The organism is Pelagibacterium nitratireducens (genome assembly GCF_037044555.1).
Lineage (GTDB): Bacteria > Pseudomonadota > Alphaproteobacteria > Rhizobiales > Devosiaceae > Pelagibacterium > Pelagibacterium nitratireducens.
This window is the reverse complement of the sequence record NZ_CP146275.1, coordinates 3,092,413-3,116,163: the sequence shown is the minus strand read 5'-3', so window position 1 is coordinate 3,116,163 and position 23,751 is coordinate 3,092,413. Positions and strand designations below refer to the sequence as shown.

At 61.6% G+C, this 23,751-nt stretch carries 24 protein-coding genes; 13 read left to right on the top strand and 11 right to left on the bottom strand.

All coding sequences use genetic code 11. From position 1 onward, the window contains the following. Positions 1-9: 9 nt before the first annotated feature. The gene (gene eutC / locus V6617_RS15340) at positions 10-1,002 is read right to left on the bottom strand and encodes an ectoine utilization protein EutC (protein ID WP_338607788.1); all 993 of its coding nucleotides are present in this window, start codon (positions 1,000-1,002) and stop codon (positions 10-12) included. Continuing rightward, positions 1,002-1,994 carry a hydroxyectoine utilization dehydratase EutB gene (gene eutB / locus V6617_RS15335; RefSeq protein ID WP_338607787.1) on the bottom strand — a complete coding sequence of 331 codons (993 nt, stop codon included), beginning with the start codon at positions 1,992-1,994 and terminating at the stop codon, positions 1,002-1,004. The genes eutC and eutB overlap by 1 nt, the downstream gene beginning before the upstream one ends. A 394-nt stretch (positions 1,995-2,388) precedes the next feature. Here eutB and ehuB point away from each other — a divergent pair, with 394 nt between their 5' ends. The 5 genes from ehuB (at position 2,389) to V6617_RS15310 (ending at position 6,165) form a co-directional block, all read left to right on the top strand. Then, positions 2,389-3,258 carry an ectoine/hydroxyectoine ABC transporter substrate-binding protein EhuB gene (gene ehuB / locus V6617_RS15330; RefSeq protein WP_338607786.1) on the top strand — a complete coding sequence of 290 codons (870 nt, stop codon included), beginning with the start codon at positions 2,389-2,391 and terminating at the stop codon, positions 3,256-3,258. Positions 3,259-3,370: 112 nt separating this feature from the next. Further along, positions 3,371-4,042 (top strand): ectoine/hydroxyectoine ABC transporter permease subunit EhuC, encoded by a 672-nt coding sequence (gene ehuC, locus V6617_RS15325; RefSeq protein ID WP_338607785.1) that lies wholly within the window; start codon positions 3,371-3,373, stop codon positions 4,040-4,042. A gap of 4 nt (positions 4,043-4,046) precedes the next feature. After that, positions 4,047-4,739, top strand: coding sequence for an ectoine/hydroxyectoine ABC transporter permease subunit EhuD (ehuD, locus tag V6617_RS15320; protein ID WP_338607784.1), 693 nt, complete (start codon positions 4,047-4,049; stop codon positions 4,737-4,739). Further along, positions 4,736-5,515 (top strand): ectoine/hydroxyectoine ABC transporter ATP-binding protein EhuA, encoded by a 780-nt coding sequence (gene ehuA / locus V6617_RS15315; protein WP_338607783.1) that lies wholly within the window; start codon positions 4,736-4,738, stop codon positions 5,513-5,515. Before ehuD ends, ehuA begins: the two co-directional genes overlap by 4 nt. 125 nt (positions 5,516-5,640) lie before the next feature. Then, the gene (locus V6617_RS15310; protein WP_338607782.1) at positions 5,641-6,165 is read left to right on the top strand and encodes an Lrp/AsnC family transcriptional regulator; all 525 of its coding nucleotides are present in this window, start codon (positions 5,641-5,643) and stop codon (positions 6,163-6,165) included. Between the two features lie 67 nt (positions 6,166-6,232). Here the strand turns inward: V6617_RS15310 and V6617_RS15305 are convergent, their stop codons facing one another. Next, a complete protein-coding gene (locus V6617_RS15305; protein ID WP_338607781.1) occupies positions 6,233-7,162 on the bottom strand; it encodes an aldo/keto reductase in 930 nt (309 codons plus the stop codon). Positions 7,163-7,358: 196 nt separating this feature from the next. Between V6617_RS15305 and V6617_RS15300 the strand changes: the two genes are divergently transcribed. The 3 genes from V6617_RS15300 to V6617_RS15290 all read left to right on the top strand — a co-directional run bounded on the left by V6617_RS15300 (position 7,359) and on the right by V6617_RS15290 (position 10,755). Continuing rightward, the gene (locus V6617_RS15300) at positions 7,359-8,849 is read left to right on the top strand and encodes an NAD-dependent succinate-semialdehyde dehydrogenase (protein WP_338607780.1); all 1,491 of its coding nucleotides are present in this window, start codon (positions 7,359-7,361) and stop codon (positions 8,847-8,849) included. A 98-nt stretch (positions 8,850-8,947) separates the two neighbouring features. Next, the gene (locus tag V6617_RS15295; RefSeq protein ID WP_338607779.1) at positions 8,948-10,318 is read left to right on the top strand and encodes an aspartate aminotransferase family protein; all 1,371 of its coding nucleotides are present in this window, start codon (positions 8,948-8,950) and stop codon (positions 10,316-10,318) included. A gap of 227 nt (positions 10,319-10,545) precedes the next feature. Beyond that, a complete protein-coding gene (locus V6617_RS15290) occupies positions 10,546-10,755 on the top strand; it encodes a cold-shock protein (RefSeq protein WP_264225380.1) in 210 nt (69 codons plus the stop codon). A gap of 58 nt (positions 10,756-10,813) precedes the next feature. Here V6617_RS15290 and V6617_RS15285 read toward each other — a convergent pair whose 3' ends face one another. From V6617_RS15285 to V6617_RS15275, 3 genes are all read right to left on the bottom strand, one after another. Then, complete coding sequence (locus V6617_RS15285) at positions 10,814-11,332, bottom strand: DUF1697 domain-containing protein (RefSeq protein WP_338607778.1); 519 nt, start codon at positions 11,330-11,332, stop codon at positions 10,814-10,816. Further along, entirely contained in the window at positions 11,329-12,189 is an 861-nt protein-coding gene (locus tag V6617_RS15280) for an aldo/keto reductase (RefSeq protein ID WP_338607777.1), read from the bottom strand. Before V6617_RS15280 ends, V6617_RS15285 begins: the two co-directional genes overlap by 4 nt. Before the next feature lie 132 nt (positions 12,190-12,321). Continuing rightward, positions 12,322-14,301, bottom strand: a complete 1,980-nt coding sequence (locus V6617_RS15275) for a PhoX family phosphatase (RefSeq protein ID WP_338607776.1) — start codon at positions 14,299-14,301, stop codon at positions 12,322-12,324. Positions 14,302-14,632: 331 nt separating this feature from the next. On the opposite strand from V6617_RS15275, the gene V6617_RS15270 reads away from it, so the two are divergent. Next, the gene (locus tag V6617_RS15270; RefSeq protein WP_338607775.1) at positions 14,633-15,520 is read left to right on the top strand and encodes an SMP-30/gluconolactonase/LRE family protein; all 888 of its coding nucleotides are present in this window, start codon (positions 14,633-14,635) and stop codon (positions 15,518-15,520) included. 25 nt (positions 15,521-15,545) lie between these two features. Beyond that, positions 15,546-16,526: a sialic acid TRAP transporter substrate-binding protein SiaP gene (locus V6617_RS15265; RefSeq protein ID WP_338607774.1), complete on the top strand. Its 981-nt coding sequence runs from the start codon at positions 15,546-15,548 to the stop codon at positions 16,524-16,526. A 66-nt stretch (positions 16,527-16,592) separates the two neighbouring features. Here the strand turns inward: V6617_RS15265 and dld are convergent, their stop codons facing one another. Beyond that, the gene (gene dld / locus V6617_RS15260) at positions 16,593-18,278 is read right to left on the bottom strand and encodes a D-lactate dehydrogenase (RefSeq protein WP_338607773.1); all 1,686 of its coding nucleotides are present in this window, start codon (positions 18,276-18,278) and stop codon (positions 16,593-16,595) included. Positions 18,279-18,541: 263 nt separating this feature from the next. On the opposite strand from dld, the gene V6617_RS15255 reads away from it, so the two are divergent. Both V6617_RS15255 and V6617_RS15250 read left to right on the top strand, forming a co-directional pair. Next, positions 18,542-18,748 (top strand): cold-shock protein, encoded by a 207-nt coding sequence (locus V6617_RS15255; protein ID WP_014129445.1) that lies wholly within the window; start codon positions 18,542-18,544, stop codon positions 18,746-18,748. 69 nt (positions 18,749-18,817) lie between these two features. Then, the gene (locus V6617_RS15250; protein WP_338607772.1) at positions 18,818-19,048 is read left to right on the top strand and encodes a hypothetical protein; all 231 of its coding nucleotides are present in this window, start codon (positions 18,818-18,820) and stop codon (positions 19,046-19,048) included. A 244-nt stretch (positions 19,049-19,292) separates the two neighbouring features. Here V6617_RS15250 and V6617_RS15245 read toward each other — a convergent pair whose 3' ends face one another. From V6617_RS15245 to V6617_RS15230, 4 genes are all read right to left on the bottom strand, one after another. Then, entirely contained in the window at positions 19,293-19,571 is a 279-nt protein-coding gene (locus V6617_RS15245) for a hypothetical protein (RefSeq protein ID WP_338607771.1), read from the bottom strand. A gap of 312 nt (positions 19,572-19,883) precedes the next feature. Beyond that, complete coding sequence (pcaF, locus tag V6617_RS15240; RefSeq protein ID WP_338607770.1) at positions 19,884-21,089, bottom strand: 3-oxoadipyl-CoA thiolase; 1,206 nt, start codon at positions 21,087-21,089, stop codon at positions 19,884-19,886. Between the two features lies 1 nt (position 21,090). Continuing rightward, positions 21,091-21,870 (bottom strand): CoA-transferase subunit beta, encoded by a 780-nt coding sequence (locus tag V6617_RS15235; RefSeq protein ID WP_338607769.1) that lies wholly within the window; start codon positions 21,868-21,870, stop codon positions 21,091-21,093. A 2-nt stretch (positions 21,871-21,872) separates the two neighbouring features. Continuing rightward, on the bottom strand, positions 21,873-22,718 hold the full coding sequence (locus V6617_RS15230) for a CoA transferase subunit A (protein ID WP_338607768.1): 846 nt from the start codon (positions 22,716-22,718) through the stop codon (positions 21,873-21,875). Positions 22,719-22,831: 113 nt separating this feature from the next. On the opposite strand from V6617_RS15230, the gene pcaQ reads away from it, so the two are divergent. Further along, positions 22,832-23,749 (top strand): pca operon transcription factor PcaQ, encoded by a 918-nt coding sequence (gene pcaQ / locus V6617_RS15225; protein WP_338607767.1) that lies wholly within the window; start codon positions 22,832-22,834, stop codon positions 23,747-23,749. Positions 23,750-23,751: the final 2 nt, after the last annotated feature.

Genomic DNA, 23,751 nt, shown 5'->3' with positions numbered 1-23,751 from the left:
ACCCGACAATCAGGTCTGAAAGAGTGTGCCCGCGCCGCTGGTCAGCGCGCGGGTTCGGGCCAGGGTGGCAATCGCCGTATCCTGAACCCCGGTGCCGGTGAGATCGGCGAAGGTGATCTGCGCTTGAGATGTCCGGCCCGTTGCCGTCCCGGCGATCACAGCGCCCAGTTCGGCAAAGCTGTCCTGCTCATCCACCAGCCCGGTCTTTATGGCGTGGTGCAATTCCCCCAAAAGCCGCGTCTGGCTCAACCGGTCGGCGACATAGAGGTCGGCTTTTGTCACCAGAGCGGGATCGATTTCGTTCTTGTGCTCGGCGTCCGATCCCATGGCGGTCACATGCTGACCGGCTTTGATCCAGTCGGCCATGATCAGCGGTTCGGTGGCCGGGGTCGTCGTGACCACGATATCGGCACCGTGCACCGCAGCCTCCGGGCTGCTGGCCACAATGGCGGCGATCTTCAGTTTCTGCGAAGCGTGCCGCGCCAGGTCCTCGGCCTTGCCCCGGTCGCGCGCCCAGATCACGGCCTTCTTGATCGGCCGCACCAGAGCCAGCGCTTCGAGCTGCAGTTTGGCCTGCATGCCGGCCCCGATGATCGCGGCGCTTTCCGAATCCTCACGCGAAAGATGTCTGGCCGCCACGGCCCCCGCCGCTGCCGTGCGCACATCGGTCAGATACCCGTTGTCGAGCAGCAGCGCTTCGAGCAGCCCCGTCTTTGCCGACAAAACCACCATCAGTCCATTTGTCGAAGCCAGCCCGATTTTGGGATTGTCGAAAAAGCCCGGGCTCATCTTGATGGCAAAGCTCTCGAGCCCCGGCACATAGGCGGTTTTCACATCCACCTCGCCATTGGCTTCGGCGATATCGAGCCTGAGGATAGGCGGCATCACCACCTTGCCGCCCGCCAGCGCCGCAAACGCATCCTCGACACATTGGACGGCCCCGAGATCGAGCGGCACGAGCTTTTTCAGATCGGTTTCGGTGAGAATCTGAACGTCAGCCATCACGCAGCCTCACTCAACGCCGTGTGCGTGCCCGCTATGATCTGGCCGTGAACGCCCATGTCGATATTTTTGCCCGACAGCACCAGCGCGGTCGGGCCTTTGGGCACGAACTTGCCCGAAAGGATCGCCCCGATCCCCACGGCTGCCGCGCCTTCGAGCACCTCGCGCTCCTTGAAATACCCATGCGCAATCGCCTCGGCGATTTCCTTTTCGGTCAGGACGATGGTTTCATCGACCAGATCGCGCACCATCGAAAAGGTGTAGCGATTGGACAGCCCGATCCCGCCCCCCAGCGAATCCGCAAGCGTTTCGAGTTCTTCCACCTCGACCGGCTGGCCTGCTGCAAGGCAGGCAACCATGGCCGCTCCGCGCTCCATGCACACCCCGACCACCCGCGTCCTGGGCGAAAGCGTCTTGATCGCCAGCGCCACGCCCGCGATCAACCCGCCGCCCGAAAGCGGCACCAGCACCGCGTCGAGTTCGGGCGCATCCTCTAAAATTTCCAGCCCCAGTGTGCCCTGCCCGGCGATCACTTCGACCCGATCGAACGGCGGGACGTCGATAAGGCCTTCCTCGGCGACCAGCCGGTCCACCTCGACCTGCGCATCGTCCTGGCTCCTGCCCACGATTCGCGCTTCAGCCCCCAGCGCCCTGATCGCCTCGACCTTGTTGGCGGGCACCAGAGCCGACATGCAGATCACTGCGCGCGTCCCCGCAGCCTTGGCGGCATGGGAAAGCGCACGGCCATGATTTCCGGTCGAGGCTGCGGTAACGCCCCGCCTGCGCTCCTCATCGGAAAGCGAAAGCACTGCGTTGGTCGCACCCCGCAGCTTGAAGCTGCCAGTCAATTGCTGCTGCTCGTTTTTGAGCAGGATCGTCTGCCCGCTCGCTTCGGACAGCGACAGGCTCGGTGTCAGCGCGGTGCGATGCACGAGCGGACCAATGCGCCGGCGGGCTGCCAGAACGTCTGCCATCGTCACCATTTCGGCCATGCACCACCCCTTAATTCTGTCTAAGAGTCAGCCGACACGCCGACCCTATGCGCCACCTAAGGGCTTGGCCGGCAATTGATAATCGACCGACTATGCAGCCCCGGCGCGTGGGCGGTCCTTCCATTTTGAACGACCCGTGCAGTCGATCTTGCTGCCAAACCCCGCCCTATATAGACGTATCGTCCCTCGACTTGTGGCCAGAAGTTGGCAACCCTATCCCGTGTTAAAGCATTATGTGCAGAGAACGCTCAAGTTCGGCAGTGATGAGGTGGCTTTGTCCCCGGAGTGACTTCGGGAACGGTGCCGCCCGACTTTGAATGAATTGGGGGCATATTTGCCCTCAATTTCGGCACTGCGCACAATGTCAGCGATAATATCAAAGGACAGGAACATTATGCACGCAACAATTTCCAAGGCCCTCAAGACAACCCTGCTCGCCAGCGCCGCCGCGCTCACCGTCGCAGGCGCCGCACAGGCCGCCAGCCTTGAAGAAATTCAGGAAAGCGGTTCGATCCGCATCGCCGTCGCCAACGAAATCCCCTATGGCTATATCGATCCGGTTTCCGGCGAAGCCATGGGTGCCGGCCCCGATGTGGCCAAGCACATTGTCGAGGAACTCGGCGTGACCGATATCGAGTGGATCACCACCGATTTCTCCTCGCTGATTCCCGGCCTTCAGGCTGATCGTTTCGATATGGTCGCCGCCGAAATGGCCATCATCCCCACCCGTTGCGAAACGGTCATCTATTCCGAGCCCAACACCTCCTACGGTGAAGGTCTTCTGGTGCCCGCCGGCAACCCCGAGGGGCTGAGCGGCTACGCCGATTTCGCCGAAAATTCCGATATGACGGTTGCCATCATGGCTGGCGCCAACCAGCTCGACATGATGCAGGCGCTCGGAGTGTCTGAAGATCAGCTCGTGACGATCTCGTCCAACGCCGACGCGATTTCGACGGTTTCGACCGGCCGCGCCGATGCCTATGCAGCGACCGGTCTGACCGCCAGCGAGCTGGCCGGCCAGAGCGATGCTGTGGAAGTGGCCGAAGGCTTCACCGATCCGGTCATCGACGGGACCGAACAGCGCTCCTGGGGCGGGTTCGTCTTTGCCGAAGGCAATGAAGAGCTCCGCGACGCGGTCAACGAAGTGCTCGCCGAGTACAAGCAGAGCGACGAATGGCTCGAAACCGTGTCCGGCTACGGCTTTACCGATGCCGACACCTCGCGTTCGTTCGACATGAGCACTGAGGAGCTCTGCACCGAATAAGGCGCATTGCTCTGATACCGATCTGCCGGTGGGCGCGACCAGAAAAGGCGCCCGCCGGCAACTTGGTTAGGCTTCACCCGTTTTCCAGAAAAGCTGTTTCGAGAACGCCTTCATGGATTGGACCCAATATCTCAACCCCCTGATGCTAGGGGCTTGGGTGACCGTCGAGCTGACGATCTATTCAACGGTGTTCGGGGCGATTCTCGCCTTCGCCGCAGGTATCGGCAAGCTCGCCCATAACCCTCTCATCAAGGCGATTTCGGTCGGCTATATCGAGATCTTCCGCGGCACATCGCTGCTGGTGCAGCTCTTCTGGCTCTATTTCGCGCTGCCGGTCGCAGGGCAGGCCATCGGCATCGATCTGCGATTGCCCCCTGTCGTTGCCGGTGTGCTGGCGCTCTCGCTCAACATCGGCGCATACGGCGCCGAGGTGGTGCGCGGAGCCATCCAGTCGGTTTCCAAGGACCAGTACGAGGCCGCCAAGGCGCTCAATTTCACGCCGCGTCGGACGCTCTGGCGCATAGCGCTGCCTCAGGCCATCCCCGAAATGATGCCCTCGTTCGGCAATCTGGCGGTCCAGAACCTGAAAGACACGGCACTGGTCTCGCTCATTTCGCTCTCCGATCTGGCCTTCCGCGCCGAGCAATTGCGCAATTTCACCCAGGATTCGACGACGATCTATTCATTGGCGCTGCTGATGTATTTCGGGCTGGCGCTGGTCTTGACCGCCATGATGAAACTGCTCGAGCGGTTCGTGGGCCGCTGGCGCGCCGGAGCGAGGTGACGAGATGCTGTTCGGAATTGCATGGGACGCCTCGTCCAACTGGGCTTTTGCCACCTCGATCCTGCCCATCCTCTTGATCGGCATGTGGGTGACCATTCAGGCCACCGTGCTGGGCTTTTTCATCGCGCTGGTCGTGGGGCTCGTCTGGGCCGCGCTCAAGGCCGCGCCGCTCAAGATCATTTCCTGGCCCGCTGCGGTGGTCACCGAGTTTCTGCGCGATACCCCGCTTTTGATCCAATTGTTCTTTCTCTATTACGTGCTGCCCGAATTCGGCATTACGCTCCCCGCTTTCATGACCGGCGCGCTGGCTCTGGGCCTGCAATATTCGGCCTATACATCTGAAGTCTATCGCGCCGGCATCGAGGCCGTGGCCAAGGGCCAGCACGAGGCGGCCCGCGCCCTCAATCTTTCGGGCGGCCGTACCTTCACTCACATCATCCTGCCCCAGGCGGTGCCGCGCATCATCCCCGCCATGGGCAATTACCTCGTCTCGATCATGAAGGACGTGCCGCTGCTTTCGGTCGTGACCGTGCTCGAAATGCTCAACGTGGCCCGCATCATCGGCGACCGCACGTTCAATTACATCATTCCGCTCTCGATGGTGGGCGGGCTTTATCTCATCATGACTCTGGTGGCTTCAACGGGCGTCCGCTTCGTTGACCGCGCCCTGCCCAAAAGAGGGATTCCGCTTAAATGACCGACCCCATCATCAAGTTCGACAAGGTCGTCAAACGTTTCGACACCTTCACGGTCATCAACGAACTCGATTTCGAGGTTCAACCGGGCGAGAAGGTCACCATCATCGGGCCCTCTGGATCGGGCAAATCCACGGTGCTGCGCATCCTTATGACCCTCGAGCCGATTTCGGGGGGCGTGGTCTATGTCGATGGCGATACGCTCTGGCACGAAAAGTCCGGCGATGGCAGCCTCAAGCCGGCCGGCGAGTCCCATCTGCGCAGGATGCGCGAAAAGATGGGCATGGTGTTCCAGCAGTTCAATCTGTTCCCGCACATGACCGTGCGGCGCAATCTGACCGAAGCGCCGACCCAGGTTCTGGGCGTCTCGAAAGCCGAGGCGAAAGAGCGCGCCGACGATTTGCTCGAGATGGTGGGTTTGACCGACCAGGCCGACAAATACCCCCACCAGTTGTCCGGTGGCCAGCAGCAGCGCGTGGGCATCGCCCGGGCGCTGGCCATGCGGCCCAAGATCATGCTGTTTGACGAGCCGACCTCCGCGCTCGATCCCGAACTGGTGGGCGAAGTGCTCGGCGTCATCCGGCGCCTGGCTGAAGAACACGATCTGACCATGCTGCTGGTCACCCATGAAATGAATTTCGCGCGGCAGATTTCCGATAGAGTCTGCTTTTTCGACCAGGGCAGGGTGCTCGAACAGGACAAGCCCGAGGTTCTGTTCACCGATCCCAAGGAAGAGCGCACGCGCGAATTTCTCAAGGCCGTTCTGGAAGACAACTAGCGCTTCTGAACGGCACTCGGCAACGGGCGACCCATCGGACCTGCTTCCGGTGGGGTATTGGCCTGTGAAACTTTTTCTTGTCATAAATCTGGACGTTAGCCCCCCCGAGAGAGTAGCTTGCGCCGATGCAAAAGCATTTGGCAAAAAGGGGCGCTGCCATTCGCCAGGTTCAACTCAAGCTCGATGACCGGGACCTGAAAATTCTGGCGATCCTCCAGCGCGAGGGCCGCATACCCAAGGCTACGCTCGCCGAACGGGTCAACCTCACCCCCACCCCCTGCTGGGAGCGCCTCAAACGCCTCGAAGACGCCGGGATCATCGAAAGCTACGGCGCCCGCATCTCGCTGCGCGCCTTTGGCCCGCTGACCATCGTTTTCGTCCAGATCGAACTCGAAAGCCATCAGGCCGAGGATTTTTCCCGCTTCGAGGCCGCCATCGGCAAGATCGAGCGGATCGTCGAATGCTGGGCCGTGGGCGGGGGCATCGACTACATGCTCAAGATCATCACCCGCGACCTCGAAGACTATCAAAAACTCATCGAGGACCTTCTGGCCGCCAAGATCGGCGTGCGGCGCTACTATTCCTACGTCGTCACGGCCCCGGTAAAAGATACGCCCCTGCCGGTGAGCGCGGTGGCCGACGCGGGGTAGAGGGGCTTACAGCCTATCGGTAAAGCCGCGATGTGCAGCCACCCGTCACCGGGATAACGGCACATCGTCAGGGCAGCGTATGCCCCGCTGCCGTAAACAGCCGATACCATTCCTCCCGGCTCAGCTCCACATCCGACCCCGCCGCCGCTTCGGCAACCCGGCTCGGTTTGGTGGTGCCCAGCACCACCTGGATATTGGCCGGATGCCGGATGATCCAGGCCACCGCAATGCCCGATGGCGTCACACCATGGGTTCCGGCCAATTCATCAAGCACCGTGTTGAGCGCGGGAAACCGCTCGCGATCGCCCACGAAAACCCCATCGAAAAACCCCGCCTGAAACGGCGACCATGCCTGCAGCGTCATTGCGTTGATGCGCGAATATTCCAGCAGCCCATTGTCGCGGCTGACAGATTGCTCCAGCCCGGCCATATTGGCCGCCACCCCTTGCGCAAACATCGGCGCGTGCGCGAGCGAAAGCTGCACCTGATTGAAGATCAGGGGCTGACGCACCGCCGTCTTGAGCAATTCGATCTGCCCGGGCGTATGGTTGGATACCCCGAAATGGCGCACCTTGCCCGCCGCGTGCAAGGCATCGAATGCCGCGGCCACTTCCTCGGGTTCGACCAGCGTATCGGGGCGATGGAGCAGCAACACGTCGAGATAATCGGTCCCTAGCGCCGCAAGCGATTCATCGACGGTCGAAACGATATGACTGGCCGAAAAATCGAAATACCCTTTGCGGATACCGACCTTCGATTGAATGGCGATCTGCTCGCGCTCGAGTGGTGAAAGCGCCACGGCCTCGCCGAACCTTGCCTCGCATTTGTGGCGCTCTCCGCCATAGATATCGGCATGATCGAGCACGTTGACCCCATGATCGAGCGCGCCGCGCACCAGCGCGTCGATCTCACCATTGTCCATTTTCGCAATGCGCATCATGCCCAGAACGACACTGGAAACATCCCGGCCGAACGCTGGGAGTGTATAGGTTTTCATTTCGGATCGGACCTTGTGGAATATGGGAAAGAGACGGGCTGGAATGGGGCGAGTCGGGTCCGGCAGAATAACCCTCTTCGCTTCGACCATCAAACCATCAGAACCATCGCCTTACCCCCGGTCAGTTTGGCGCCCACCTCTCCCGCTTCCCCGCTATGGTCAGTCTGGTTCCCCGCTAAACGAAAGACTCGTGCCCATGTCGAGCCTGTCCGCCAAATATGCCCCGTCCGGCCTTGCCACGACGCTGACCGATCCCGAGCTGTTCTGCCAACTGGCCCATGTCGCCGGCCGTCCGCTGGCCGCTGCGTCGGGCGAAGACCTCACCGTCACCGATCCCGCCACCGGCGATGTGGTCGGCACCATTCCGGCATTGAGCGCAGAAGAATCCTCTGCCGCCATCGATCAGGCCGATGCGGCCTTTGCCCAGTGGTCGGGGCTGTTGCCCCAGGAGCGCTCCACGATCCTGCGCCGTTGGTACGATCTCATCATGGATGCGCGCGAAGACCTCGCCCAGATCATGACCGCCGAACAGGGCAAGCCAATCTCCGAATCGCGCGGCGAAATCGCCTATGCGGCCTCTTTCGTCGAGTTCTTCGCCGAGGAAGCCAAGCGCCCCAATATCGAATCCGTCACCTCCCACCTGCCCGACGCGGAAGTGGAAATTTGGCGCGAACCGGCCGGCGTTGCCGCGCTTATCACCCCCTGGAACTTTCCCGCGGCCATGATCACCCGCAAGGCCGCGGCCGCCTTGGCTGCCGGTTGCACCTGCCTTGTCCATCCTTCGTCGGAAACCCCGTTTTCGGCAACAGCTCTTGCCGTCCTCGCCACCCGCGCCGGCATCCCGGCCGGAGCCTTTAACGTGGTGACCGGCAAGGCACCGACAATCGTTGAGCCCTGGACGGCGGACGCCCGCGTCCGCGTTTTGTCCTTCACCGGCTCGACCGAAATCGGAAAGCTGCTCTACCGCCAGTCGGCGGGCACCGTAAAACGGCTGGTCATGGAACTGGGTGGCCACGCTCCCTTCATCGTCTTTGCCGATGCCGATCTCGATCAGGCCGTCGAAGAAGCCGTAAAGGCCAAGTTCGCCACCTCCGGCCAGGATTGCCTGGGCGCCAACCGGTTCTTCATAGACCGCCGCATCTACGAAAGCTTTGCCGAACGTTTCGCCGAAGCCGCCGCCGCCCTTTCGGTCGGTCCCGGTTCCACCGATCCCGATATCGGCCCGCTGATGAACGAAAAGGCGGTCGCCAAGCAGGTCTCCCATGTCGAGGACGCTCTGGCCAAGGGCGCCAAATGTCTGACCGGGGGCAGGGTGGACGAAAACGGCCCGCTGTTCTTCCAGCCCACGATCCTCACCGACGTGCCCGCCGATGCCCTGATCATGAACGAGGAAACCTTCGGCCCGGTCGCCGCGCTTTGCCCCTTCGACAGCGAAGAGGAAGCCATCGCCCGCGCCAACGCCACCGAATACGGGCTGATCGCATACCTCCACACAATGGATCCGCGCCGCATCTACAGGGCCTCCCGACAGCTCCAGTTCGGCATGGTCGCCGTCAACCGCACCAAGGTCACCGGCGCGCCGATCCCGTTTGGCGGCTACAAGCAGTCCGGCATGGGCCGCGAAGGCGCCCGGCTGGGCATGGAGGAATTCACCGAAGTCAAATATGTCTGCCGCGACTGGGCCTAGGTGCACTGCCTGTCCGGTGCGGAGCGGCTGCAAAGGGCGTGCGCTCCCGACATCGCGCACATCCACTGAAAATTAGAAGATCAATAAGGACCAAAAAAATGCTCACCAACGATCAGCTCGACCAGTGGGATCGGGAAAATTTCTTCCACCCCTCGACCCACCTCGCCCAGCATGCGCGCGGCGAAAGCCCCAATCGCATCGTCAAGACAGCATCGGGCGTCTATATCGAGGATCGTGACGGCAACAAATTGCTCGACGCCTTTGCCGGGCTCTATTGCGTCAATGTCGGCTATGGCCGCACCGAAATTTCAGAAGCCATTGCCGAGCAGGCAAAAGAGCTCGCCTATTATCACGCCTATGTCGGCCACGGCACCGAAGCCTCGATCACGCTGGCCAAGATGGTGCTCGACCGCGCACCCGCAAATATGAGCAAGGTCTATTTCGGGCTCGGGGGTTCCGACGCCAACGAGACCAACATCAAGCTGATCTGGTACTACAACAACATCCTGGGCCGGCCGGAAAAAAAGAAGATCATCTCGCGCTGGCGCGGTTATCACGGCTCGGGCCTGATGACCGGGTCAATGACCGGGCTGGCCACCTTCCACAACAAGTTCGACCTGCCGCTTTCCCAGGTCATCCACACCGAGGCGCCGTACTATTACCGCCGCCCGCGCCGCAACATGAGCGAGGCCGAATTCGTCCTCCATTGCGCCGCCGAACTCGAAGCGCTGATCGCGCGTGAAGGCGCCGATACCATTGCCGCCTTCATCGGCGAGCCCATTCTGGGCACCGGCGGCATCGTGCCGCCCCCGGCCGGATATTGGGAGGCCATCCAGCAGGTGCTCGACAAGCACGATATCCTGCTCATCGCCGATGAAGTGGTCACCGGCTTTGGCCGTCTGGGCACCATGATGGGGTCCGATCACTACGGCATGCGCCCCGATCTCATCACCATCGCCAAGGGCCTGACCTCGGCCTATGCCCCGCTCTCGGGTTCGATCGTGGGCGACAGGATGTGGCAGGTCTTGATGGACGGCACCGACGAAAACGGCCCCATCGGGCACGGCTGGACGTATTCGGCCCACCCAATCGGCGCCGCCGCCGGCATTGCCAACCTCAACCTCATCGACAAGCTGGGGCTTGTGGAAAACGCGGGGAAAACCGGTGCATATCTCAACGCCCAGATGAGCGCCGCGCTGGGCGAACACGCCAATGTGGGCGAGGTGCGCGGGGAGGGCATGCTGTGCGCCGTCGAACTGGTCAAGGACCGCGACACCGCCACCTTCTTTGACGCTTCAGAGAAAGTCGCGCCCCGCGTCGTTGGCGAAATGGCAAGGCTGGGCGTCATCGCCCGCGCCATGCCGCAGGGCGATATCATCGGCTTTTCACCGCCCCTTTGCCTGAGCGAAGCCGAGGCCGACATCGTTGTGGAAAAGACCGCTTCCGCGGTGAAATCGGTGCTCGGCTGATCGTTGCCGGAAGGCACTGCCCGGCGCGCGCGACTCAAATCGTGCGCCGGGTGCGTCAACGGCCTTGTTTTGACCGCAGTAGCGCTGTAATGATTATTCTCATACGTTCGATGCGCTTGGCTACCTGATCTGCCGGTTTTTCCGGTCACTTGGATATCCTTTATTGCAAGACGTTGGGTTCGGCGCATGTCGCGCCTGAACTATTCGCCATTCGAAAGGATCTCTCGATGATCACTGGCAAAGTAAAATTCTTCAACACCACCAAGGGCTTCGGCTTCATTCAGCCTGACCAGGGCGGCCAGGACGCTTTCGTCCACATTTCCGCTGTAGAGCGCTCGGGCATGACCACTCTGGTCGAAGGCCAGGCCGTTTCCTACGAGCTGGAAAAGGGCCGCGACGGCCGCGCCTCTGCAGTCAACCTGCAGCCGGCTGACTGATTTCGGGCGTTTGCCTCGAAATCCAGGGTTTTGAAAAGGCCGCCGCAAGGCGGCCTTTTTACGTGAGCGCTGCGCCCATCTCCGCCAGTTTGGCAATGGTGTTCATGTTGCGCGCCGTGCCCTGTTTGGCCGCAGGGATGACCAGCTTGGATCGTCCCATCCCCGAGCCGTAGGACACGTAGATTTCCCGCCTGCCCAGCCGCACCTCTTCGTTCTCGGCAAGGTTGCGCAGGGTGTCGAGGGTATCGTCTGCCGGCTGCCCGTTGAGAAAGATCGCCACCGTATGATTGGGCTTGGCATCGGGAAACGGGTTGGCCTTCAAGACCTCGGCCATTTCCCGTGCCGTTCTCACAACAACGCCCACTGGCTTGCCCGCATAGGCTTCCAGCCGCTCCTCGAGTGCCTTGCGCACCTGCGCTTCACCAAGGTCGGCGGAAAACACCACATTTCCGCTGGCGATATAGGTTTTGACCGTCTCAAACCCCGCCGCCTCGCACATCGCGGTAAGTTCGCTCATTTCCAACTTGCCGGTTCCGCCCACATTGACCGCCCGCAACAGCGCGACATAGGCACTCATTTGCGCCCGGCCGCATCGAGGGCCGCGAAGTCCTCGTCGGAAAGCGCGATTCCTGCGGCTGCCACATTCTCTTCGAGATGGGCGACTTTTGATGTCCCTGGAATGGGCAGCATCACGGGGCTGCGCTTGAGCACCCAGGCCAGAGCGATCTGGCTGGGCGCTGCGCCGTGCTTTTGCGCGATGCCGTCGAGAACCGATCCGGGCTTGGCCAGATCGCCCGCCGCCAGCGGGAACCAGGGAATGAACCCGATCCCTTCCTTTTCGCAGTAATCGAGCACGTCCTCGCTCTCGCGAACGACGAGATTGTATTTGTTCTGAACGGTTGCGACAGGAAACACCTTCCGCGCCGCCTCGATGTCTTCGACACTGACCTGGCTCAACCCGGCATGGGCGATGATGCCCTGATCGAGCAGCGCCTTGACCGCCCCGAACTGTTCTTCGCGCGGCACGCGCGGATCGATGCGGTGCAACTGCCAAAGGGCGATCTGCTCCACCCCGAGCTTTTTGAGGCTCCTTTGCGCCTGCTCGATCAGATAGTCGGGCATCCCGTTGGGCGCCCAGCGATCCGGCCCGGCCCGCGTCAGCCCCGCCTTGGTGGCGACCAGCATCCCCTCATAAGGATAGAGCGCTTCGCGGATCAATTCCTCGGAAACGTCCGGTCCATAGGAATCGGCGGTGTCGATGAAATTGACACCCAGTTCGGGCAGGCGCTTCAGCGTTTCGAGCGCTCCGTCACGATCGGAAGGTGGGCCCCAGATCCCCCGCCCGGTTATGCGCATGGCGCCGTACCCCAGCCGGTTGATGGTATGATCTCCCAGCGAGAATGTACCCGAGGCGGCGGCGTTGACTTCGCTCATGTTTGTATCCTTTCGTTTCCTGCCACCCTAACGCCTTCAATGGGGCCAACCCAAGGCCCTAAGGGCCATGAAAAAGCCGGCACGCGAAACCTCGCGCGCCGGCCCGGTCATGATTGGAATTGGTCTTTGCGGTTACGCCGTACCGATCTTGCCGCCGCCTTGCTTGGTGATGGCAACGACGGACGGGCGCACCGGCATGTCGTCGCGGAAATCGGGCCAGCGGGTCGAAAGGTCTTCGTAGTAGGACGGGCGTCCATGGCCATCCCAGTCCTCGCCGCCGTCGGCAGGGTGCTGAACGGCAACGAACATTGTGGCCAGGTCCGGGGTCGGCAGCGGACCGCACATTTCGGCGCCAACCGGCACACGATAGAACAGCTTTGAAGTGCCGCGGGCTTCGCCATCGGTATCGACGGCCCAAAGACCATCGGTGCGGCCGGTGGCTGCGAGCGAATTGCCGTCGGTGGACACCCACAGGCGGCCGTCAGAATCCACTGCGCAGTTGTCGGGCATGCCGAACCAGCCGTTCTCGCTGGTTTCGGTCGAAAAGGTTGCACCCACTTCGGCGATTTCAGGGTCGCCGCACTGCAGCAGAATTTCCCAGGTGCCGGCGGTGGCGGCGAAATCGCCACCCTCTTCGTGGATCTCCACGATGTGGCCGAAGGCGTTGTCGATGCGCGGATTGGCGGCATTGGCCTCTTCGCGTGCCGTATTGTTGGTCAGCATAACATAGACGCGGCCATTGGTGGCATTGGGCTCGATGTCTTCGGGACGATCCATCGGGGTCGCGCCCAGGAGATCGGAAGCCCGGCGGGTCTCGATCAGAACGTCCGCCTGGCTCTCAAAGCCGTTGTCTTCCGTGAGCGGGCCTTCGCCAAAGGTGAGCGGCAGCCATTCCATCGAACCGTCTTCATCGAACCGGGCGACATAGAGCGTGCCCTCATCGAGCAGGCCCATATTGGCGGCGCGATCGTCGGCATTGAACGTGCCGGCGGTCACGAATTTATAGACATAATCGAAGCGCTCGTCGTCGCCCGAATACAACACCACGCGGCCATCAGGAGCGACAACCGATTCGGCACCTTCATGCTTGAAGCGGCCCAGGGCGGTGCGCTTTTTTGGCATAAAGCTGGCGTCCATGGGATCGACTTCGACGATCCAGCCGAAACGGTTCATCTCGTTGGGTTCTTTTGAAATGTCGAAACGGTCGTGGAAATTGTGCCACTCATACCAGCCGCCCGGCGCCGCCAGGCGTGCATAATTTTCGCTTTCGCGGTGACCTTCGGGCAACTCGCCGGCGAAATAGCCGTGGAAATTTTCTTCGGCCATCAGGTACGTGCCCCAGGGCGTCGTGCCGCCGGCGCAATTGTTGAGCGTGCCGCGCACCATGGTGCCGGTGTCATCGGTGCTGGTCTTGAGACGGTCATGTCCGGCGACCGGGCCGGTGATTTCCATTTCCGTTTCGCCGGTGATGCGGCGGTTGTAGGGGCTGCCGGCAACGCGCTGCCATTTGCCGTCGACCTTTTCGATTTCGATGATCGAGCCGCCATGGGCCATGATCTCGATATTGACCTGGTCTTCAGAGAGCGGACCCTGTTGGGCCTCGCCGTCGGTCACCGTGACCAGACCGGGGAACATCAGATGGGCGTTGGTGTATTCATGGTTGACCAGCAACAGACCATGTTCGGACGAACCCTCGAGCGGGACATAGCCGACATAGTCATTGTTGTAGCCGAACTGGCCCGCCTGGGCTTGGGGCGTCTGGGCAGTGGGGTCGAATTCGGGCGCGTCATTGGTCACCGGATCGCCCCAGCGGATCAGGACGTCGGCGTCATAGCCCTCGGCGACGTGGTGGTCGGCATCGACGCCGGCCTCGACTTCGGCGAACGAGAAGACAGAGCCGGTCTGGGCATGTGCTTTTTCGGCGGTCAGGAGCGCCAGCGGGCTGACGGTTGCGGCAATGGCCGTTGTGGCCAGCGAACCCTTGAGGAACCCGCGCCGCGAAAAGCGCCGGGAAATCAATTCGCCCATCGTGGGGTTGGACGTGGGATTAACCGGTTCGAACTCGGCGTTTTCCAGACCCTGGGTCGGAAATTTGGGAGTGTGCTCGTTCATCTGTAAAGCCCTGCTTGGTTGCGTTGCGGGGCCCATGGGGCAGGTGTGAGGCCAGTGTCCATGAGCGGTCGGGACGCTGGATTGGCAAGGGATGACATCTTCAGCCATCCTCTCGCCAGCGCCCGTCCGGCAAAGCTAGAGCCGGCAAATAACAGCGTTATGACATTACATTACATCGCGGTGCAGATTTGTTTGCGCCCCGAAAAACCGGTTGCCGCCCGCCCCGCACGCTCGACGGACGATGAGCCGGGGAACGATTATTGACTTAACTAACTCGTTAGTTAAAAGTGCGGGCGGCTGGAACAGAGCAAATCGGCAGCCGGGGGAGACAATGAGGACTATTGCCAGAAGCGCGGTGGAGAGTGCCCATCGCAGTCTCGATCAGCTGGGCGAAACGCCCCTGTGGTGCGATAAAGAGCGCGTATTATGGTGGCTCGATATCGAAAAGCCGACACTGCATCGGCTCGATCCGGCCACTGGCCAACACGATGCGCGTGCCTTTGAAACGCAGTTTCTGGGGTCGCTGGCATTGGCGGGCCATGACGAAAAGCTGATCGCCACCGACCTCACCCTCAACCGTCTCGCGGCCGATGGCACGCTCGATCCGATGCTCGAGGTCGATGCCGGGCTCGACAACCGTCTCAACGACGGCCGCGTCGATCCCAGTGGCCGGTTCTGGGTCGGCACCATGGACAACCAGCTCCGTCGCCCCAACGGCAAGCTCTATCGCATAGACGCCGATGGTACGGCCCATGCGATGATCGATGACATCATCGTCTCCAATGGCATTGCCTTTTCGCCCGACGGCGGCACAGGCTATTTCACCGACACCAGACGCCACATATCCTGGCGCCTCACGATCGATCCCGACGATGGCGCCATAATCGGCAGGGAGGTCTTTGCCGATTACTCGCGAACCGGCGACCGCCCCGACGGCGCAACTATCGATGCCGAAGGGTGCCTCTGGCAGGCGTTCTTTGCCGGCTCGAGGATCGTGCGTTACGCGCCCGATGGACGGATCGACACGGTCGTTGAAATGCCCGTCACCAATCCAACCTGCCTGTGCTTTGGCGGCCCGGATTTCCGCACGCTCTATGTCACGACCGCCCGAAAATTTCTTTCCGACAACCAGCTTGCCGCCGAGCCGCTGGCCGGCTCGCTTCTGGCCGTCGAGGGCATCGGGCAGGGCGTGGCCGAACACAGATTTGTCTTTTCCTGAAAAACCCCGAGGAGGATTTCCCAAAATGACCATCCACACCAAAGCCCTTTCGGCATTGGCCGTTCTGGCACTTACGGTGCCCACGGCCGCCATGGCGCAGGAGCCGATTGCCCTGCGTTTTTCCGACTCCACGACCGCCGACGCCCCGCGCTCGGTGGCGCTGACCGACATTTTTGCCGAACGGCTGGGCGATGATTTTGAGTTCCAGCCCTATTTCTCTTCGACACTGGTGCCCCAGGGCTCCGAAATCGTCGCCATCCAGCGCGGCAATCTCGAAATGTCGCTGTTGCCGCCGTCCGATTTCGCCAAGCAGGTCCCGGCCTTCGATATTCTGGGCGCCGCTTATGTCATTCGTGATCCCGAGCACCTCCAGGCAGTGTTCGAGAGCGACATCGGCGACGAGTTCCGCCAGATGGCCCGCGACGAAATGGGTCTCGAAATCCTCGGCATCGCCTATTACGGCGCCCGCCACGTCAATCTTCGTGGCGATAGGGAAGTGATGACCCCTCAGGATCTCAACGGCGTGCGGCTGCGCATGCCGGGCGGCGAGAGCTGGCAGTTCCTGGGCAGCGCCATTGGCGCCAACCCCACCCCGATGGATTATGCCGAGGTCTATACAGGCCTTCAGACCGGCGCGATCGATGGTCAGGACAACCCGCTGCCCAACAATCAGCTCATGAAGTTCCACGAGGTGACCGACCAGATCATCCTCACCGGCCACAACATGGGATTTGGCATGCTCATCATCAACGCCGACCTGTTTGCTTCGCTCACCCCCGAGCAGCAGCAGACCATGCGCGATGCCGCATCCGAGGCCTTTGCCTGGTCCGACCAGCAATATATCGATCAGGAAGCCGAACTTGTGTCCTTCTTCGAGCAGGAAGGCCTCAAGGTCTATGAGCCCGACCTCGAAGCGTTCAAGACCTACGCGCAGGAACAATACCTCGCGTCCCCGCTTTCCGATGCCTGGCCCGAAGGCATGCTCGAGCGCATCAACGCGCTCTAGATCTGAGCTTGGAGCCTGAGATATGAATGAATGGGGCCCCGCGGCAAAAGCTGCGGGGCTATTTGTTTAAGCCCACTGCTTCTTCTTGCTCGTCTTGCCGATGCCGGGGTTGAAGCTGTTTGTGGGGTCGAGCGTCTTGTAGAAGTCCGCCAGTGCCGGCTTGGCCGCATAAAGATGCCCCACATTGTGTTCGGCCGGATATTCGGCGCCCCGCGTGTCGAGCAGGGCCAAAAGCTGCTCCTTGAGCGCGGACACGTCGACGCCCTTTTTGATCATGTAGTCCTGATGCATGACGTGGCAGAAAAAATGTCCGCACAGCACTTTGTATTCGATCTGGGCGTCAAGATCGGCAGGCAGTTCGGGCAGCCAGTCGATCTCGTTACGCGGCAGCGCCACGTCGAGCGCCAGAATGTCCTCGACATCGTGAGGATGGGTGTTGCGATAGCGCACCGCCGCCCCCCCGACCGCAAACCGGTGCAAATAGGCGTCGGTGCCTTCCTGCGGCGTGCATTCGAAATAATCCCCGCTTGCCGAGGGAAACATGCCCTTGAGATAGCTTCGCGCTTCGGCAACGCCGTCTCCGCCCATGCGGATCATCAGATGATGTTCGAACCGGTCGCGATAATCGTTCATCCGCTTCGGCAGATGTTGGGGCAACAGCCCGGTTATCGCCTGCACCATGCGATCCGAAACCGTACCGCCCAGCCCCAGCTTTTCGGTGATCCCGTCCACCCAGCTCTTGGCTGCAAACGCAGTGGGTATCCGGTCGGTGCCGAACCGCTTGATGATCAGAAACGTGTCTTTGCCGTATCTTTGAGTCAGCGTGTATGCGTCCCGATGCAGATATTCCCCGGCGATGGGCAGGTGGGTAAACCGGCTCAGCATGTGCCGCCGGATCGTGTTGAGCTCGAGCGGGTCGTTTGATCCGATGTAAAACACCTGCGTATTGGTGTCCGCCGCAAACGTGTCGAGCCGCAACGCGAACACCGCCAGTTTGCCCGCGCTGCCCGAAGCCTCGAACAGCTTGCGCGGGTCGGCGTTGAAACGGGCAGGGGTGTCCGCCTCGATATCGCGCACATGGCGATGATAATCGTGGTCCGAGGCGCGCCGATTGCCTTCGGGCGTGACATCGGCGTTGGAATACTGGCCCGCATCGAGCCGCGAGAGAACGGTTTCCGCCTCGTCCCCGAGGTCGACCCCCAGATGGTTGACCAGTCTGAGCGTGCCGGTTTCATCGACCTGCGCATACAGCGCCAGCTCGGTATAGGCCGGGCCGCGCTGGATCAGCGATCCGCCCGAATTGTTGCACACCCCGCCGGTCACCGACGCCCCGATGCAGCTCGACCCGATCACCGAATGGGGCTCGCGCCCGACAGGGCGCAGCGTTTTCTCGAGCTTGTCGAGCGTGGCGCCCGGCAGGGCGATCACCTGGCTGCCGCCCGAGATAAGGTCGACCCGCGAAATCCGCATCGTGTTGATGATGACGATGGGCCGGTCATAGCCGTCCCCGAACGGTGTCGACCCGCCCGTGAGCCCGGTATTGGCCGCCTGGATGATGACGATGACGCCGGCCTCCACGCACGCCTTGAGCGCCCGCCATTTCTCCACCAGCGTGCCCGGCCGCACAACGGCCAGCACCTGCCCGTCTCCATAGCGATAGCCCTTGCGGTAGCGCCGCGTCGAGCGGTCGCCAACCAGCACATGACGTTGGCCGACAATGGAACGGAAAGTGGAAACGAGCTGCTCGGTCATGGGCGGTCCTTGTTGTCTGGGGCGGGACCATAACGCCATGGGCGGGGAATGGAAGAGCCCCCAATGCGGCCGGTACTTGCCTGTGTGCCACATTTGCTATAGTGTAATTTTATCACGTTGGATGCTCTTGGCTACCAGATCGCCCGGTTCGCCGGATACTTGGATATCCTCAATTGCTAGACGTTGAGCCGCAAATCCTCAAAGGATTTGGGCGGCCTTGGCGCATGTCGCGTCGGGGTCCACTGCCACTGAAAGGATCCATGATGATCTCGGGCAAGGTAAAGTTCTTCAATGCAACCAAGGGCTTCGGCTTCATTCAGCCCGATCAGGGCGGCGAAGATGCATTCGTGCACATCTCCGCTGTCGAGCGCGCCGGAATGGCGACGCTGGTCGAAGGCCAGGCTGTGAGCTACGAGCTCGAAAGCGGTCGCGACGGACGCAAGTCGGCCATCAACATCCAGGCTGCCTAATACCATAAAAGGCCGCCTTTAGAGCGTATGCTCCAAAGGCGGCCTTTTTTAATCTCAGGAGATATCTCAATGGAAGCTCCGCCCAAGGTGAGCCCGCAGCGCAAATACGCCGAGATGGAAGCGCGCCAGAAAGAGGCGCTGCGCCAGGAAGAAATCGCGCTGGACGCCACACGCGCCAAGACCGAGCGCCTCAAGGCCCTACGGCTGGAAAAAGAGCGCACCGACGCCATCGAAAAGGCGGCCAAAAAGCCCGCCCCCAAGAAAAAGCCCGCTGTTCGCCGCAAGACGACGACAGCCTGAGATCATTCAAGCTCTGTTCCGCCCGGTCACCCCGGCCTTGAGCCGGGGTCCAGTACACTCAGCGTCTAGAGCGTGTCCAGCAAAAGTGGAAACGGTTTTGCGGTTCGCAACACGCGACAGAACAAGGGCTTAGAGCCAAGGATTGGAGTCAATCAAATCCTGAACGGCTCTAATTAAACCGCCAACCTGCCGACCCGGGATGATCCCGTGTGCCGGGTTTGCGTCCACCCCCAAAATCGACAGCCTAATCGTTGAAGGGTTCGACAAGGATCGCTTCGAGATCGGCCTTGCGGTGCAGCGGGTATTCCCGGTCGCCGTAAAGCTTTTGCAGATCGCGGGGCGAATAGGTTCGCCCCTCAACGATCATGCGCGCACCGTGAAGGCTCACGGGCGGCACTTCCTCAAGCGCAAATCGGATGGCCTTTGCAGCGCTCGGGAATCGTCGCGATCCCTGCTCGAGCGCAGTCCGCCAGTCGCGGCCCAGATAGAGGGACGCTTCGGCGTTGAAATCTATGGTCTTCATATGTCTTTCTGACCGCCACTGGACGGCCTCGTCTGAACTGTAGCGGCGCCACGATTATCGGGCAGCCTTGCTACGGTTTTATGATTGTTGGAGAAACTGGCTCGAAAAAGGGCGCTGCTGTTGTTGCGCTTCAAAAGCGCGACAAACCAAATCGCGCGCCATCGAACCTTGCAGACATATAGGCGTTTGGCGTCCCAATTGCAAGGCGGAGGTAAAATCGGCGTTTTGCCGCAAAAAACTGACAAGGCCCCCTCACCCTGCGGTCAGGGTGAAGAGGCCTTGTTAAACTGTCCGGCTCTCGAAATCCGTGGCTTAAACCGCCTCCAGCGCCGCCGCGATCCCTTGGCCGACCCCGATGCACATCGTCACCAGCGCCCGCTTTTTGCCCGAAAGGCTCAGCTCCAGAGCAGCCGTTCCGGCAATGCGCGCGCCTGACATGCCCAGCGGATGACCCAGCGCGATAGCCCCGCCATTGGGGTTCACAAAGTCCGCGTCCTCGGCAATCCCCAGCCCGCGCAGCACGGCAATTCCCTGCGAAGCAAAGGCCTCGTTGAGTTCGACGAGATCGAAATCTTCGGCACCCAGGCCCAGTCGCGCCATCAGCTTTTGCGAAGCGGGCAGGGGCCCGATGCCCATCACCCGCGGCGGCACCCCGGCGGTCGCACCGCCCACGATCCGCGCAATCGGCGTCAGCCCGTATTTCTTCACTGCAGCTTCGGATGCGATGATCAGCGCCGCAGCCCCGTCATTGACGCCGGACGCATTGCCCGCCGTCACCGTGCCGCCCTCCTTCTTGAATGGCGTTGGCAGCTTGGCCAGCGTTTCCAGCGTGGTGGCGCGTGGATGCTCGTCGGTGTCGACGACAACCGGATCGCCCTTGCGCTGGGGGATGCTCACCGCAACGATTTCCTGGGCCAGCCGTCCACTCGCCTGAGCGGCAGCCGCCTTGTTCTGGCTGCGCACCGCAAAGGCGTCCTGATCTTGGCGGGAAACATGATAATCCTCGGCAACGTTCTCGCCGGTCTCGGGCATGGAATCGACGCCATATTGTGCCTTCATCGCGGGATTGACGAAGCGCCAGCCGATGGTCGTGTCATAAATCTCCGCATTGCGCGAAAACGCCGTCTCGGCCTTGGGCATCACGAACGGCGCCCGGCTCATCGATTCCGTGCCGCCGGCAATCATCAAATCCGCTTCGCCCGCCTTGATGGCCCGCGCCGCCGTCAGCACCGCATCGAGCCCCGATCCGCATAGCCGGTTGATGGTTGTCCCCGTCACAGTGACAGGCAGTCCGGCCAGCAGCAGGCTCATGCGCGCCACATTGCGATTGTCTTCGCCCGCCTGGTTGGCATTGCCGAAGATCACGTCCTCGACCGCCTCGAAATCGACTGACGGATTGCGCTCGACCAGCGTTTTCAGCACCAGCGCCCCAAGATCGTCGGGCCGAACCTTGCTGAGCGCCCCGCCGAACCGCCCGATGGGTGTGCGGATATAGTCGCAGATGTAAGCTTCGGCCATTTTACGCTGCCTTTCCGCCCGCATGGGCGCGCTTGGTGCGTTCGTTGAGATCGCGCAGGGTCGAAAGCTCAATCGCGCTCGGGGCAGGGGTTACCTCGAGATTGTCGGCAAACTTCACCGTCCACCCGCAGGTCTCCTGCACCATCTCTCGCGTCACCCCCTCATGGAGCGAAATCACGGTAAATTCCTTGGTCACCGGGTCGGGCTTCCAGACCGCCAGATCGGTGATCAAAAGCGTCGGTCCCTTGGTCTTGATCCCCAGCCGCTCGCGGTGGACGCCGCCTTCGCCGTGACCGAACGATGTGAAAAAGTCGATCTTTTCCACCATCGAGCGCGTCGCCTGCTTGAGCGTAATATAAATCTCGCCGCATGAGGTTGCGATTTCAGGCGCCCCGCCGCCGCCCGGCAGCCGCACCTTGGGATGGTCGTAATCGCCGATCACCGTGGTGTTGATATTGCCGAACTTGTCGATCTGCGCCGCGCCCAAAAACCCCACGGTGATCTTGCCGCCCTGCAGCCAGTAGCGAAACATCTCGGGCACCGCGACAGTGGTGACGGCGGTTTCACACAGTTCGCCATCGCCAATCGAAAGCGGCAGCACATCGGGCGCCGTGCCGATGGTTCCGCTCTCATAGATCAGCGTGATATCGGGTGCGTGGGTCAGCCGCGCAACATTGCACGCCGCAGACGGCGCGCCGATACCGACGAAACACACGTCTTTCGAGGACAGCGCCCGCGAGGCGGCAATGGTCATCATTTCGGTTGGGGTAAAATCGCTCATCGTCAAAGCCCCTTCACACGCTCGGCGAACACCTCGGGCGTCGCGTTCAGAACATTCTCGTCCATCCATTTGGCAAACAGCTCGCGGTCGGCCGAAATCTCGTTCCAGGCCAGATAGGCCGCATTGTCGCGCGCGTAATAGCCATGGGTATAGGAGGGGTGTGCGCCGCCCTTGACCTTGGCAATCGCCGTCACCGTCCAGTGCGGCAGCACTGTGAGGTTGGGGTGCATGCCGGCAAAATCGGGCACGATCTCTTCCACCGTCACCACGACCTTCTTGGCCGCCAGCGCCACTTCCTTTTGCACCCCCACAATGCCCTCGATCAGAACATCGCCCTTTTCATTGGCCTTCTGGGCATGGATGAAGGCGACGTCCGGGTTGTGCGCCGGCACCGTCGCCAACTCTTCCCCGGTATAGGGGCAGGTGATCGATTTGATGTCGGGATTGACCTTGGGCAGGTCGGCGCCCTTGTAGCCGCGAAACACCGCGCAAGGCAGGCCCGCGGCACCTGCCGCATAGGCGTTGGCCATGGCCGCATGCGAGTGCTCGACGGTTTCGATGGCGCGTGGATACTGGTTCTCGATGGCATCGCGCATGCGGCGCAACAGCCCCACGCCCGGATTGCCAGCATAAGAAAAGATCACCTTTTTCGCCATGCCCATGCCGATCATCTGGTCATAGACGATATCGGGCGTCATGCGGATCAGGGTGAGGTCCTTGAACCCCTGCCGGATCGCTTCATGACCCGCCGCATGCGGGATCAGATGCGTAAACCCTTCAAACGCGACCGTATCGCCATCGCTAAGGTTCTCGCGCACCGCCTGTTCGAGCGGCATGATTTTGCTCATTGGTCTCCACCCCGGAAAACAGTTCTATAACCGAAAGCGCAATAAACACTGGCGACGAGGCGCGGTAAAATGATAAATATGGGGAAAGATATAACCATATAGAATATATCGGTATGCCGAACCTCGACCCCCGCATAAAACTCCGCCATCTCTCCTGTTTTGTCGAAACCGACAGGCATGGCGGCGTCGTACCCGCCGCCGAGGCGCTGGGCCTGTCCCAGCCCGCCATTTCCAAATCGCTGGCCGAACTCGAGGATATTCTCGGCGTCGCCCTGTTCGACCGCTCCCGCCGCAAGCTGGCACTCACCGAGTTCGGCGCGCTGTTCCTGCGCTACGCCAATGCTGCCCTCGCTGCCCTGCGCCAGGGCGTTGAATCGGTATCGCTCGCCAGCCATGCCGATGCCGTGGTGCGGCTCGGCGCGCTGCCGACCGTCGAGGTCGAAGTGATGCCGCGCGCCGTGGCGCGCTTTGCCCTGGGTCCGCTCGCCGCCCGCCTGCATGTGGAAAGCGGGCCCAGCCCGCATCTTCTCGGTCTGCTGCGCACCGGTGCCATCGATCTGGTGGTCGGCCGCATGCCCGCGCCGGACGTCATGGCGGGCCTCACCTTCGAGCACCTCTATTCAGAACCCCTGGTCCTTGCCGTCCGTCCCGACCATCCGCTGCTCGCCGCGCCCGAGCCGTCCCTGCGCATGGTCGAACCCTTTCCCGCGCTCGTCCCCCCGCGCGGCGCCATCATTCGCCAGACCGTCGAAACAGTACTCCTCGCCGCCGGCATCGCGCGCCTGCCGCACGAAATCGAAACCGTGTCCAATTCGTTCGGCCGCGCCTATGCGCTCCTTGGTGATGCGGTCTGGTTCATCTCCCGATCGGTGGTCGCCGCCGATCTGCAAAGCGGCGCGCTGGCCGCTCTCGATATCGATATGTCCGCCAGCTACGGCGCCATCGGCATCACCACCCGCGCCGGCGCCGATCTCGACCTGCCCACAACCGCCTTCATCGCCGCGGTTCGCGAGGTGGTCAGCCGACGATAGGA